This is a genomic window from Lacinutrix sp. MEBiC02595 (assembly GCF_053601555.1).
In genome coordinates, this window is sequence record NZ_JBSHNU010000243.1 from 34,588 (window position 1) to 49,402 (window position 14,815).

Annotated in this window: 8 protein-coding genes; 6 read left to right on the forward strand and 2 right to left on the reverse strand. The window is 33.1% G+C overall.

The window, feature by feature from the left end:
• Nucleotides 1–90 precede the first annotated feature (90 nt).
• From ACVCZW_RS13845 to ACVCZW_RS13870, 6 genes are all read left to right on the forward strand, one after another.
• Nucleotides 91–3,525, forward strand: a complete 3,435-nt coding sequence (locus tag ACVCZW_RS13845) for a hypothetical protein (protein WP_452232697.1) — start codon at nucleotides 91–93, stop codon at nucleotides 3,523–3,525.
• Nucleotides 3,526–3,578: 53 nt separating this feature from the next.
• Nucleotides 3,579–3,968, forward strand: a complete 390-nt coding sequence (locus ACVCZW_RS13850; protein WP_452229031.1) for a hypothetical protein — start codon at nucleotides 3,579–3,581, stop codon at nucleotides 3,966–3,968.
• A 66-nt stretch (nucleotides 3,969–4,034) separates the two neighbouring features.
• Nucleotides 4,035–8,348, forward strand: coding sequence for a CusA/CzcA family heavy metal efflux RND transporter (locus tag ACVCZW_RS13855; protein ID WP_452232698.1), 4,314 nt, complete (start codon nucleotides 4,035–4,037; stop codon nucleotides 8,346–8,348).
• A gap of 4 nt (nucleotides 8,349–8,352) precedes the next feature.
• Nucleotides 8,353–9,498 (forward strand): efflux RND transporter periplasmic adaptor subunit, encoded by a 1,146-nt coding sequence (locus tag ACVCZW_RS13860; RefSeq protein ID WP_452229033.1) that lies wholly within the window; start codon nucleotides 8,353–8,355, stop codon nucleotides 9,496–9,498.
• A 21-nt stretch (nucleotides 9,499–9,519) separates the two neighbouring features.
• On the forward strand, nucleotides 9,520–11,496 hold the full coding sequence (locus ACVCZW_RS13865; RefSeq protein WP_452232699.1) for a heavy metal translocating P-type ATPase: 1,977 nt from the start codon (nucleotides 9,520–9,522) through the stop codon (nucleotides 11,494–11,496).
• Between the two features lie 94 nt (nucleotides 11,497–11,590).
• Nucleotides 11,591–12,172: a DUF3575 domain-containing protein gene (locus ACVCZW_RS13870; protein ID WP_452229035.1), complete on the forward strand. Its 582-nt coding sequence runs from the start codon at nucleotides 11,591–11,593 to the stop codon at nucleotides 12,170–12,172.
• A gap of 126 nt (nucleotides 12,173–12,298) precedes the next feature.
• Here the strand turns inward: ACVCZW_RS13870 and ACVCZW_RS13875 are convergent, their stop codons facing one another.
• The gene (locus tag ACVCZW_RS13875) at nucleotides 12,299–13,843 is read right to left on the reverse strand and encodes a glycine--tRNA ligase (RefSeq protein ID WP_452232700.1); all 1,545 of its coding nucleotides are present in this window, start codon (nucleotides 13,841–13,843) and stop codon (nucleotides 12,299–12,301) included.
• Between the two features lie 66 nt (nucleotides 13,844–13,909).
• The gene (locus tag ACVCZW_RS13880) at nucleotides 13,910–14,791 is read right to left on the reverse strand and encodes a hypothetical protein (protein ID WP_452229037.1); all 882 of its coding nucleotides are present in this window, start codon (nucleotides 14,789–14,791) and stop codon (nucleotides 13,910–13,912) included.
• Nucleotides 14,792–14,815: the final 24 nt, after the last annotated feature.

Below are 14,815 nucleotides of genomic sequence, written 5' to 3' on the forward strand. Positions count from 1 at the left end.
AATGCTTTACATTTACACTATTATTTTAAAGTCCTTTTAACAAAAAACTATCAACAAAATATTTTAAGTATTTTGCAGTTTTAGTATCGCATGAAGTTTACATACTTTCTTTTTATATTTTTTATTGGTTTTGTTGCTATGGCACAAGATCAAGATTCTAATTACAAAACTAAAACGGTTATTGTACAAGATCGTATTGCTATAGATAGTGTGAGTATTAATGCAGCTCACTTTAATATTAGAAGAAAAGACAATTCCATTATTGATACTACGTACTATGCTGTCGATTTTGAAAAAGCGATACTTCGTTTTAAAAAACCTATAGAAACAGATTCAATAATTATTAATTATTTAAAATACCCAGAATTTTTAACCAAAACCTACAAACAGCTAGACGACAAAATCATAGTACAAAGCACAGACAACCAACAACAATTATATAAAATAAAACAATCTAGCGAAATTAACACTTTTACTCCTTTTGATGGTTTAACAACTTCTGGAAGTATTTCTCGAGGTGTTATTATTGGAAACAATCAAAATTCGGTTTTAAACAGTGAATTAGATTTACAAATTACCGGAAAGCTCAATGATAAAGTTTCCTTAAGAGCTTCCATTCAAGATGCAAATATACCTTTGCAAGAAAGTGGTTATTCCCAACGATTAGATGAATTTGACCAAGTATTTGTAGAACTTTTTAGCGACAACTGGAAAATTCGCGCGGGAGATGTCGACCTGCAAAACACAAATAGTGCTTTTGCTAATTTTTCTAAACGCGTGCAAGGTTTATCGCTTGGAGCAACGATAAATCACTCCGATTCTAAAACTAATATTTTTGCTGCAGGAGCAATTGTTAGAGGGCAATTTACTACTAGCCAATTTACTGCGCAAGAAGGGAATCAAGGTCCGTATAAACTTCGCGGTCCTAGTGGCGAATTATTTGTACTTGTAGTTTCTGGTAGTGAAATTGTTTACGTTAACGGAATTGCCTTAGAACGAGGAGAAAACAACGATTACATTATAAATTATAATGCTGGCGAAATAATTTTCAATGCCACTTTTCCTATAACCAGTGAAATGCGAATTACCGTAGATTACCAATATAGCGAACGAAACTATTCTAGATTGGTAGTTTATGGCGGCAGTAATTACGAAAGCGAAAAACTAAAACTCGGCTTTTCGGTATATAGCGAGAATGATGCAAAAAATAACCCTTTGCAACAAAACCTTTCTAGTGAGCAAGTGGAAATTCTAGCAAATGCAGGAGATGACGAAACATTAATGACTGCTCCTTCTGCAACTCCAGAAACCTATAATGAAAACAGAATTTTATACAAAAAGGAAATTGTAAGTGGTGTGGAAACTTTTGTCTTTTCTAACAATGAAGACGATGAATTATTTAGTGTTAACTTTTCTTCGGTTGGCGATAATCAAGGAAATTATATAATAAGTAGCATTAATGCTATTAGTACTATTTATGAATATGTAGCACCAATCTCTGGTGAACTTCAAGGAAACTACCAACCAATTACAAAATTAGTTGCGCCAAATAAATTACAAATTGCCGTTTTAAACGGAAACTATGCACCAACCGAAAAAACGAATATTGGTTTTGAAGTTGCTGGAAGCAAGAATGATTTGAACTTGTTTTCTAATATTGACGATGGCAATAACGATGGATTTGCAGCAAAAATAAAACTAGAACAAGCAATTATTAAAAAGGATAGCCTTTGGAGTGTAAACGCATTTGCAGATGCAAACTACATTCAAGAAGATTTTAGAACCATGGAGCGTTTATATAATGCAGAGTTTATTCGGGATTGGAATATTGAGCAATCTACAAGCAATCAAAACGTTATTAATAATGGGAATCAAACGCTTTTTGCTTCTGGAGTTCAAGCGCTTCATCAAGAAAAGGGATTAGCAAAATATCAATTTGAATATTTAAATTATTCCGAAAACTTTAACGGAAGTAGACACATTCTTTTTGGCGATTTAAATCTCAAAAAATGGCATATACTTTCCAACTCTAGTATATTAAATGCGGAATCTAATGTAAACAATTCCACTTTTTTACGAAGCTATAATCGGATTACCTATAGTTTAAAAAATGCTTGGGTTGGTACAAGATTAGCCATAGAAAACAACGAACAAAAAAATATAGAAACAGATTCCTTTACCGCATTAAGCCAACGTTATAAATCGTATGAAGTTTTTACAGGAATTGGAGATAGCACAAAAATATTTGCAGAAATTGGCTATAAACACAGGGTTAATGATAGTTTAGTAAACGGGAATCTTCAAAAAGTAAATACCTCCAATACTTATTATATCGATTCCAGAATTATTCAAAACAACAATACCAATTTATCCCTTTATGCAAATTATAGAACTTTAAATAATGTAGATACAGCATTAGAAAATGAACAATCTTTAAATTCTAGAATACAATTCAGTCAAAAATTATTTAAGCAAATGATACACTGGAATACGGTTTACGAAACCAATTCTGGAACCTTAGCGCAACAAGAATTTACGTACGTAGAAGTAGAAGCAGGACAAGGCGCATACACTTGGATCGATTACAACAACAATGGCATTCAAGAGTTAGAGGAATTTGAAATTGCCCAATTTACAGATCAAGGTACCTATATAAGAGTATTACTTCCCAATCAAGTATATGTAAAAACACATCAAAATAGATTTAGTCAAACGGTAACTTTAAATCCGTTGCAATGGTCTAATAGTGAAAACAGTTTCAAAAAAGTGGTTTCCCGTTTTTACAACCAAACTTCCTATTTAATAGACCGAAAACAAAAACGAGAAGGCAGCACTTTTAACCTCAACCCTTTTAGTGATGATGCAGAAAAGCGTCTTGGTCTACAATCTAATTTTAGAAATGTTTTCTTTTTTAATAGAGGAAAACAGCATTACACAACGTCGTATACTTTTTTAACCAATAGCTCTAGAAACCTATTAACTATAGGTTCATTAGAAGCGAAATCTAAAAGTCATCAATTGCTTTTCAATCATAAATTCGCAACCAATTGGTTAGCAAATCTATTAACTAGTTTTAATACGAACGAAAGTAAAAGCGAAAACTATACGAGTAAAAATTATACTATTGAAGAAACACAACTAAACCCAAAGCTTTCCTATTTATTAAATGACAACACGCGTTTTGATATTTTTTACCAATACACAAATAAGGATAATACGATTGGAGATTTAGAAGCTTTAAAACAACAAAAATACGGCGCTTCATTCTCGTTTTCTAGCAAACAACAAATGGCAATTTCTGGAGAGTTTAATTATTTCGCCAATGCCTTTTCTGGCAATGCAAATTCTCCCGTAGCGTACCAAATGCTAGAAGGTTTACAGCCTGGTAAAAACTTTACTTGGACATTTCTAGCACAAAAAAAACTAACCAAATACTTAGATTTAAACCTAAGTTATTTTGGTAGAAATACAGAAACTAGTAAAACTATTCACACAGGGAATATTCAGTTAAAAGCTTATTTTTAACCTTTTGTAACATTTATAACATAATGTCATATCTTTTTTTATAACTTTGAGGTATGCAAAAATTATTTGCCATAGCGTTTTCTCTATTAGTGCTTTTTCAAAGCATTAATTTAAGCTCTGATGATATCTCTAAAATAGGCACGTTGTTTGAACATGCTGAATATCATCAAGAAACTTATGGCGATTCCTTTTATCAATTTTTAGCGGAACATTATGGAAAAACCCTAATAGTTCATGAAAGCGACCATAAAGAACATGATGATTTACCATTTAAACATCATCATCAAACTTGCGTCCATACCACAGCTGCATTTACTTTTGAAAGTATAACCTTCGATTTAGATTACGAAGAATTTATAGAAATACCATGCAACTTCTTTTATAAAGAAACTATCTCTTCTTTTGAAAAACTATCCGTTTTTCAGCCACCTAAGTGCGCATAATTCATTTTAGATTTTAATCCTGTAAAATAAAAACAGGCATTTATTATTTCTTAATTTTTATGAATTATGTTAACAAACATTATCAAGTTCAGCTTAAATAATAAGCTGATTATTTTCCTATTTACAGCTTTTATTATAGGCTTTGGAATTTTTTCACTAACCCAAATACCTATTGGTGCAGTTCCAGATATCACCAACAACCAAGTACAGGTTATTACCACTTCTCGAAATTTATCTACACAAGATGTCGAGCAATTTATTACTTATCCTATCGAGCTAGAAATGGCTAATTTACCTGGAGTGGAAGAAATTCGATCGGTTTCAAAATTTGGGCTATCCGTAGTTACCATTGTGTTTAACGACAAATTAGGCACCTATTTACCTCGTCAGCTTATTGCTGAAAAAATTAAATCTGCTTCCGAACAAATCCCAGAAGGTTTTGGTTCTCCAGAAATGGGTCCAATAACTACTGGTTTGGGGGAGATTTATCAATATATTTTAGATGTAAAACCTGGCTATGAAGATCAATATACCACAACAGATTTACGTACCATTCAAGATTGGATTGTAAAGCGTCAACTCTCTGGAATTCCTGGTGTAGTAGAAGTAAACACTTGGGGCGGATTTTTAAAACAATACGAAGTAGCTATCAATCCAAACAAGCTAACAGCGATGCATATTTCTATTGCCGAAATTTATGAGGCTTTAGAAAAAAACAACAGTGTTTCTGGAGGCGGTTACATTGAAAAAAATAACAAAGCCTTTTTTATTCGTGGCGAAGGTTTAGTCAGCTCACTAAAAGACATAGAAGACATCGTTGTAAAAAATGACGGTTCCCCAATTTACATTAAAGATATAGCAGAAGTAGGTTTTGGAAGTGCAACCCGTTTTGGAGCAATAACAGGAAACGGGGAAGGCGAAAAAGTACTAGGACAAATCATGATGCTAAAAGATGGCAACTCTAAAGAAGTTATTGATACGGTTAAAGAACGTGTTGCGTCCATACAAAGTACACTACCAGAAGGTGTTTATATTAATGGGTTTTTAGAACGTAGCGAACTTATTAATAAAACAACATTTACAGTTGCCGAAAACTTAATACTAGGATCTTTAATTGTGATTTTTGTTGTCGTTTTATTACTCGGTAATTGGCGTTCTGGTTTAGTGGTCGCTTCCGTAATTCCATTAAGTTTATTGTTTGCAATTATACTCATGAATCAATTTGGTGTCGATGCCAATTTAATGAGTTTAGGCGCTATCGATTTTGGTATTATCATCGATGGAGCAGTTATTATTGTCGAATTTATTGCGTTTCAAATCATGTCTAAATCGGCACATCTTTCCGAAATAGACAAAAACCAGAAACAAGCTGAAATCGACCAAATAACCCTAAAAAGCGCTTCAAAAATGATGAATTCTGCCATTTTCGGACAATTAATCATTCTAATTGTATTTATTCCAATTCTTTCTTTAAGTGGTATTGAAGGCAAAATGTTTAAGCCTATGGCAATGACTTTTAGTTTCGCTTTAATTGGAGCCATGATTTTGTGTTTAACGTATGTTCCTGTGGTGTCTTCCTTATTTTTAAAACCTAGTAAACAGTCTGCAAAAAACATTTCCGTAAGACTAATGAAATTCTTAAATAAAGGGTATCAACCAATCATTCATTGGGCTTTATCCAACAAAAAAATAGTGGTGTTACTTTCCGTTATTTTACTTGCATCTAGCGTTTGGATTTTTAGTAAAATGGGAGGTGAATTCATACCTACTTTAGACGAAGGTGATTTTGTTATTCAACCCGTTTTAAAAACAGGAACATCACTTGGAAAAACCATAGAAATCACCACTAGAATAGAACAAATTTTATTAGATAATTTTCCTGAAGTAGTTCAAGTAGTAAGTCGAATTGGTGCTGCAGAAGTACCAACAGACCCGATGTCTATGGAGCAAAGTGATGTTATTATAAAACTGAAACCTAAAAAACAATGGACGTCTGCTACCAATAAAGATGCATTAGCCAATAAATTTAAAGAAGCATTAGCTGTAATTCCTGGAATGGAAGTGGAGTTTACCCAACCTATAGAAATGCGATTTAATGAATTGGTTACCGGTGTTAGAGCAGATGTTGCTATTAAAATTTTTGGTGAAGACTTATCGGTTTTAGCCACCAAAGCAGATGAAATAAAAAACCTTATTAAAGAAGTAGAAGGTGCGGAAGATATTTCAGTTGAAAAAGTAGCAGGTTTACCACAAATGAGTGTAAAGTTCAATAGAAGTAAAATTGCACGTTACGGACTTAATATTTCAGACATCAACCATGTTATTTCCATGGGATTTGCTGGTGCTACCGTTGGAAATGTTTTTGAAGGTGAAAAACGTTTCGATTTAGTACTTCGACTTCAGAAAAACAATAGAAAAGATTTAGAAAGTCTTCAAAATTTATATGTAGACACGCCTAACGGAAATAAAATTCCGCTTAGCGAATTAGCAGAAATAAAATACACAACTGGCCCTGCACAAATATCGCGTGACGACACTAAAAGACGTATTGTAGTTGGTGTAAATGTTAGGAATAGGGATTTACAATCTGTGGTGCATGACATACAAGATATTATAGAAAGCGACCTTAAATTACCTGCTGGTTACAGCATTACGTATGGTGGTCAATTTGAAAATCTACAAAGTGCAAAAGACAGATTATTAGTCGCTGTTCCTGTGGCTTTAGTGTTAATATTTATATTGCTTTATTTCGCGTTTAACTCTGTAAAAGAAGCATTAATTGTTTACTCTGCTATTCCGCTTTCTGCGGTTGGAGGCATTTTATTACTTTGGTTTAGAGATTTACCTTTTAGTATTTCTGCAGGAGTTGGTTTTATAGCACTTTTTGGTATTGCAGTTCTTAACGGAATTGTACTCATCGAGCATTTTAAAGAGTTAAAAGCAGAAGGATTTTCTAACGTTGAAGAACGCATTAAAAAAGGAACAAGTGAACGTTTACGTCCTGTTTTACTAACCGCAGCCGCTGCTGCTTTAGGGTTTTTACCAATGGCCATTTCTACAAACGCGGGAGCAGAAGTGCAACGTCCGTTAGCAACCGTTGTTATTGGTGGTTTAATAACCGCAACCTTATTAACATTAGTAGTCTTACCTGTTTTGTATGCTTGGTTTGAAGAACAAAAAGAATTAAAAATGAATAAGAAAACCATTGCTACTGTAGTTGTTCTACTATTCACCTTTAATATTCAAGCACAAAACCAACCATTAACGATAGAGCAAACTTTAGCATTAGCGATCGAAAATAATGCGAATTTAAAAGCGGAAAATTTAAAAATAGACCAATCTAACGCTTTAGTAAAGTCGGCCTTTACATTTGATAAAACCAGTGTTTATTATAATTATGACGAAAGTAATTTAGCCATAAATAATGAACCACTTAAAGTCTTTGGGATCCAGCAAGATTTTAAATTTCCAACGGTTTATTTTGCTGAAAAGAAAGTAAACCGATCCAAAGTAAAGATACAAGAAGCCAATTTTAGTTTGCAATTACAACAAATAACAAAGCAAGTTTATGCGAATTATTACCAGTTAAGCTATGCCAAAAACAAAGCAGAAAACTACAAATATTTAGATAGTTTATATCAAGATTTTGCTAGAAAAGCAAAACGTCGTTTTGAGTTAGGGGAAACGAATTATCTAGAAATGATTACCGCAAAATCGAAACAGAAACAATTAGAAACACGCTACAAACAATCCCTTCAAGAGGTTGTTTTATTTAGAGAACAACTTAAAAAAGTAGTTCAAGTAGATTCTATTTCTATTTTAGATGGTTTACTCGAAAAACTAGAAGTCGAACAATTATCTATCTCTAAAAATGCTGGTTTGTCCGTTTTTGATGCTTCTATTACTTATCAAAAAGCGCAAACCAAGTTAGAAAAGCAAAGCGTACTTCCAGATTTAAATGCCCAATATTTCCAAGGCACCAATAGTGGTTTAAACGATAATATTAAAGGCTATCAATTAGGGCTTAAAATTCCTATTCTGTTTGGTGGTCAACGTTCTAAAATTAAAGCTTCAAAAATTGCGCAAGATGTTATTAAAGAACAAAAACAAGATTATCAGACACAATTAAATGCAGAACATCAATCGTTATTAGCAGAGCTTCAGCAGTACGAAGAAGCCATAACTTATTATGAAACGCAAGGACAAACACTTTCCGAAGAAATTATAAAAACAGCAAACAGAACCTTTAAAGAAGGTGAAATTGATTTCTTTCAATACATTCAAAGTTTAGAAACTGCAAAAGACATTCAGCTCAATTATTTAGAGCAATTAAACCAATACAATCAAACGGTTATCACTATCAATCACTTAACATTATAAACCCATGAAAAACATATATATAGTACTATTTTCCATACTTTTAGTAGCCTGCGGAAATTCTGAAAATAAAGAAGTTATAATTCCGGAAACGGAATCACATAACGATGAAATAACAATAAATAAAGCACAATTTGAAGGGGAAAAGATGGCTTTTGGAACGGTATCTGAATTCGATTTTAATGAAACCGTAAAAGTAAACGGAATGATAGATGTACCACCACACAACAAATCTAGCGTGACTACTTTTATTGGTGGTTATATTACAAAAACACCTCTATTAATTGGGGACCAGGTTAAAAAAGGACAACTTTTAGTCACTTTAGAAAACACGGCGTTTGTAGAAATTCAGCAAAACTATTTAGAAGTTGCCGAACAATTAAATTATTTAAAATCGGAATTTACGAGACAAAAAACTTTATTTGAAGAGAAAATCACTTCCGAAAAAAACTACTTAAAAGCCCAAAGCGCGTATAAAAGCAACTTAGCACATTATAACGGATTGCGTAAAAAGTTACAAATGCTAAATATTAATCCGAGTAGCGTGGAGCAAGGACGCATCTCATCCACTATAAACTTGTATGCTCCAATAAATGGTCATGTTACAAAGGTGAATGTAAGTAACGGAACGTATGTTTCGCCAAGTGATGTGATTATGGAAATTGTAGATATTGATCATATTCATTTAGAATTATCTGTCTTTGAAAAGGATATAATGAAAGTGAAAAAGGATCAAAAAATTCTATTTAAAATACCGGAAGCTTCCAATAAAACATATGAGGCAGAAGTCCATTTAGTTGGTACCACCATTGATGAACAAACAAGACGCGTAAAAGTGCATGGACATGTAGATAATGGCAAAGAGAATTTTATTGTTGGTATGTTTGTAGATGCAGATATTATTATTGACAGCAAAAAGGCAATGGGCTTACCAAAAGAAGCTGTAATAGAGGTTGGTGACGACAATTATGTTTTGGTTTTAGCAGAACAGCAAGGTGACGAATTTCATTTAGAAAAGATTAAATTAGGGATTGGAAAACAAACCGAAACTAGCGTTGAAATTTTAAATTCGGAGGTTCTAAAAAACAAACAAATACTTGTAAAAGGCACAGGTATGCTTTTAAATGATAGTGAAGGCGGACACAGTCATTAGTATTAATTGGAAGGAAACAAAATGGAAAATCATAATAAAGAAACACATAACCATAGTCACAATTTAATTTTAGGTAAAAACACAGAACTCTACTTCTCCATACTTTGTGGCGTGTTTTTAATCCTTGGTTTTGGTCTTGAAAAAGGAACAAATTTCCCTGATTGGATTTCCTTATCGAGCTATATAATCGCTTACTTTTTTGGAGGGTATTTTATTAGCGTTGAAGCTTTTAAAAAAATCATTAAAGGAGGTTTTGAAATTGACTTTCTAATGATAGTTGCTGCCATTGGAGCAGCCTATATTGGTAGTTGGGCAGAAGGTGCTTTACTTTTATTTCTATTTAGTTTAGGTCATGCATTAGAACATTATGCGATGAATAAAGCTAAAAAATCTATTGAAGCTTTAAGCGATTTATCTCCAAAAACCGCATGGATAAAAAAAGGAAATCAAATAACAGAAACTCCAATTGAAGACTTAAAAATTGGCGATATTATAGTTGTCAAACCAAATACTAAAATAGCAGCAGATGGGGTTATTACTTCAGGAAATAGTAGCATAAATCAAGCGCCAATTACGGGAGAAAGTATGCCTGTAGATAAAACCGCAATTGCATCCACAGAAAAGTTACCAGAATTTAAACATATAGATAAAAAGCACATCGCTTTTACAGGCACCATAAATGGAGATAGTAGTATTGAAATTCAGGTTTTAAAATTAAGCCAAGACTCTACAGTTGCACGATTAATAAAAATGGTGAGTGAAGTAGAAACGCAAAAATCACCAACGCAACGATTAACCAAAAAGTTTGAAAAATGGTACGTTCCAATTGTGATAATTGTGGTTGTATTATTGTGTTTCGCATATCTAATTATAGACGAAACATTTAACGAAAGCCTCTACAGAGCAATCACAGTATTAGTAGCCGCAAGCCCTTGTGCTCTGGCAATATCTACACCAAGTGCTGTACTTAGCGGAATTGCAAGAGCGGCACAAAAAGGAGTTCTTATTAAAGGCGGAAAAGCACTGGAAGATTTAGGAAGCATTACCACTATTGCATTTGATAAAACAGGCACTTTAACCGAAGGAAAACCGAAACTAACCAACGTTATTCCTTTAAATAATTTTGAAGAAAAGGAGTTGTTACAAATCGTTTTAGAGGTGGAAAGCTTAAGTAATCATCCTTTAGCGAAAGCAATTGCTAAAGATATTGCAAAACTACATAACCTTAGTTTTAAAAACTCTGCCACAAATATTGAAGCGATCCAAGGAAAAGGAATTACAGCGGTTTACGAAAACGCGACAGTCTTTATTGGTAATCAAAAATTAATGCAAGAGGTAGGCGTTACAATAACGGATGCGGTAACCACACAAATGGATAGTTTATTGCAAAACGGACATACCGTAATGCTTGTCGCTTTTAAAAAGGAAATTATTGGTATCATTAGCGTAATGGATGTGCCACGAAAAACAGCAGCAGACACCCTTAAAAAACTAAGTGCTATTGGTATAAAACGAATGATTATGCTAACCGGTGACCATCAAAATGTGGGTGATGCTATAGCAAAACAAATAGGCTTAACAGAAGCAAGAGGAAATTTATTACCCGAAGATAAAGTTGCTGCCATTAAAAACTTACTAGCCACAGACGGAAAAATAGCAATGATTGGTGATGGCGTGAATGATGCTCCAGCAATGGCTTTAAGCACGGTTAGCGTTGCTATGGGAGCAGCAGGAAGCGATGTTGCTTTAGAAACAGCAGATGTAGCACTAATGTCGGATAAAATTGAAAATTTACCGTTTGTTATTGGATTAAGTAGAGCCTCCAAACGCATTATAAAAGAAAACATTTTTATAAGTTTAGGCGTTGTTGCTATACTAGTACCTGTTACTATTTTAGGACTAACCAATATTGGAATTGCTGTTTTGTTTCATGAAGGATCGACGGTAGTAGTGGTTTTAAATGCTTTACGCTTATTAGCGTACAAAGAACAGATATAAACATGTGTTTTTCACGCAACCTTTTCCTGTTTTGGACATCTACTAGTGGTACAGCTTTTGATAAATATAAAACGGAACTTAAAAAATTAAATAAATGAAAAAGGCACTTTTAGGATTATTGTTATTTACTTCTTTTGCAACTTTTGCTCAGGAAGATATGCAAGAAGAAAAAGTAAAACATAGTGAAGTTAAAGTAAATGCTTTTAACCTTATTGTTTTTAAATCGGTAGATTTCTCTTATGAGTATTTAATCGATTCAGAATCTTCTGTTGGTGCTTCCATACTTTTTAATTTACAAAACCAAGAAGATAGAGATTTTAGTGATGGTCCCATTTATAATGAGAAATTTGCATTCACGCCATACTACAGACGCTATTTTTCTAGTCAGTATGCTTGGGGATTTTTCTTAGAAGCATTTGGTATGTATAACGTACAAGATGATAGTAATGAAGTTTACACTTACAATTCTATTACCGATAACTATCAATATGTGTACACAGATGAAACTTCTAACAACCTTGGATTTGGTATGGCTGTTGGTGGAAAATTTGTAAGCAAAAAAGGATTCTTATTTGAAGTTTTTGGTGGTGTTGGAAGAAACATCTCCACCTCTAACAACGAGGTTGGAACTGATTTTGTGCCAAGATTAGGCGCATCACTTGGTTGGCGATTTTAATTGCAAGACTACTTTATAAAAAAACCCAAGCTTTTCGGCTTGGGCTTTTTAGTATATAAGATTCCTATTTACTTATTTATTTTATTTAAACAGCGCGTTAGCATCTTTGGTTTTGCAGGAATTAGATTATTTCATCTTCATTAGCCAATGTTTCACATCCACCTCTGCTTTAATCAAGTCTTTTAAATCTTCAATCTTCACACGTTTTTGTTCCATAGTATCTCTATGTCTTATGGTAACCGTGTTGTTTTCTAAAGTTTCATGATCTACCGTAATACAAAATGGTGTTCCGTTTGCATCTTGACGTCTGTAGCGTTTTCCTACGGCATCTTTTTCATCGTAAAACACATTGAAATCCCATTTTAAATCTTCCACAATTTGTTTTGCTACTTCTGGTAAACCATCCTTTTTTACTAAAGGAAAAATGGCTGCTTTTACAGGAGCTAAAACTGCTGGTAATTTTAAAACGGTTCTTGTAGTATTGTTATCTAGTTCTTCTTCCATTAAAGCATTAGAAAACACAGCTAAAAACATTCTATCTAAACCAATAGAGGTTTCTAAAACATAAGGTGTATAGCTTTTGTTTTCTTCATGATCAAAATACTGTAATTTCTTACCTGAAAATTCTTCGTGTTGTTTTAAATCAAAATCGGTACGCGAGTGAATTCCTTCTAACTCTTTAAATCCGAAAGGAAATTTAAACTCAATATCTGTTGCAGCATCTGCATAATGTGCTAATTTTTCGTGGTCATGAAAACGATAATTTTCTGCTCCCATTCCTAGAGATAGATGCCATTTCATTCTGGTTTCTTTCCATTTATCAAACCATTCTTTTTGCGTTCCTGGTTTAATAAAAAATTGCATTTCCATTTGTTCAAACTCACGCATTCTAAAAATAAACTGCCTTGCAACAATCTCATTTCTAAATGCTTTTCCTGTTTGCGCAATACCAAAAGGAATTTTCATTCGTCCTGTTTTTTGCACATTCAAGAAGTTCACAAAAATTCCTTGTGCTGTTTCCGGACGCAAGTATAAATCCATTGCAGTTTCTGCAGAAGCACCAAGCTTGGTGCCAAACATAAGATTAAACTGCTTCACGTCTGTCCAGTTTCTGGAACCAGTTAAAGGATCTGCTATTTCTAATTCTTCAATTAATGCTTTTACATCTGCTAAATCTTCTGCTTCCAAAGATTTCCCTAAACGTTTTAAAATAGTGTCTATCTTTTCTTGATAGCCTACTACTCTTCCGTTAGTAGCAAGAAATTCTTCTTTATTAAAGGATTCTCCAAAACGTTTTTCCGCTTTTTTAACTTCCTTTTCTATTTTAGTTTCAATTTTAGCACAATAGTCTTCCACTAAAACATCTGCACGATACCTTTTATTAGAATCTTTGTTATCGATAAGTGGATCACTAAAAGCATCTACGTGCCCAGAAGCTTTCCAAGTGGTTGGATGCATAAATATGGACGCATCTATTCCTACTATATTATCATTCATTTGCACCATGGCTTTCCACCAGTAGTCGCGAATGTTCTTTTTTAGCTCTGCTCCATTTTGAGCATAGTCATATACTGCACTTAATCCATCGTAGATTTCGCTACTCTGAAAAACGTAACCATACTCTTTTGCGTGAGAGATTACTTTTTTAAATTGATCGTCTTGATTTGCCATAGGTTGCAAAAGTAAAAAACCACTCCATATTAATGGAACGGTTTTCAAAAAATTATAAGTTATTTTTTATTTTAATGTAATAGATGTGCTTCCTAATAAGGTAGCATTTTGAAATACGTCCACATTATAGGTTCCTGGTTTTAGCTTTTCTTTGTCTTTAATGCTAATTTTCAGGCAGGCTGTAATGTTTTCAGAAACATTCTTTACTGTTGTTTTTCCGCTATATCCAATTTTTATCCCTTGGTATGTAAGAACACCTCTTTCGGAAACTATTTGATCTGTAGTATCTAAAATTTGTACGTAAATATTTTTACTTCCTTTGTTTGCCAACGCATTACCTTCTAGTAAAATACATACTTCAAATTGATTTGCTTCACTTAATTTATTTGTTTCGTATATTTCAGACCGCGTTGTATTTAAAGCTACCACTTTTATATTATTAGCTTTCAGTGTTCCAACTTTACTAATAATAGTATGTAGCTTTTCATTCTTTTCTGATAAATCAGCTAACTCGATTTTTTGATTTTCAAATTCCTGAGATACGGAATCCACCTGTATGTGCAACGCTTCATTATCACGAAGAAGCGAGTCTATTTGATCAAAAATAACTTCTCTTTCATTTTTAAGAGTGTTTATTTGACTTCTGTATTTAGATATTAATGATAAATCGGTTTTCGTGTTTTTTACAGAACTTAATATGTTCTCTACTTTAGATTTAGATACGTTTAATTTCGTGTTTACAACTTCATTTTCAATAGAAACATCATTATAAAGCGATATCATTTCTGTTAACTCATGTTGCACGAGTTTTGTTTCTTGCTCTAAAAATTCTTCTTGATTTTTAAAGGAATTAAAACTAGAAATACTATAAGAACCTAAAACAGCAATTGCTATTACCAATGTACCAATAATTAATCTGTAGTTAAAAGTTTGAGGGAAAACTAACATATTATTTATTTTACAATACGAAGC

Excerpts from the sequence above, each read along its gene's own strand:
- ACVCZW_RS13845 (WP_452232697.1), top strand. The coding sequence starts at position 91 with ATGAAGTTTACATACTTTCTTTTTATATTTTTTATTGGTTTTGTTGCT.
- ACVCZW_RS13850 (WP_452229031.1), top strand. The coding sequence starts at position 3,579 with ATGCAAAAATTATTTGCCATAGCGTTTTCTCTATTAGTGCTTTTTCAA.
- ACVCZW_RS13855 (WP_452232698.1), top strand. The coding sequence starts at position 4,035 with ATGTTAACAAACATTATCAAGTTCAGCTTAAATAATAAGCTGATTATT.
- ACVCZW_RS13860 (WP_452229033.1), top strand. The coding sequence starts at position 8,353 with ATGAAAAACATATATATAGTACTATTTTCCATACTTTTAGTAGCCTGC.
- ACVCZW_RS13865 (WP_452232699.1), top strand. The coding sequence starts at position 9,520 with ATGGAAAATCATAATAAAGAAACACATAACCATAGTCACAATTTAATT.
- ACVCZW_RS13870 (WP_452229035.1), top strand. The coding sequence starts at position 11,591 with ATGAAAAAGGCACTTTTAGGATTATTGTTATTTACTTCTTTTGCAACT.
- ACVCZW_RS13875 (WP_452232700.1), bottom strand. The coding sequence starts at position 13,843 with ATGGCAAATCAAGACGATCAATTTAAAAAAGTAATCTCTCACGCAAAA.
- ACVCZW_RS13880 (WP_452229037.1), bottom strand. The coding sequence starts at position 14,791 with ATGTTAGTTTTCCCTCAAACTTTTAACTACAGATTAATTATTGGTACA.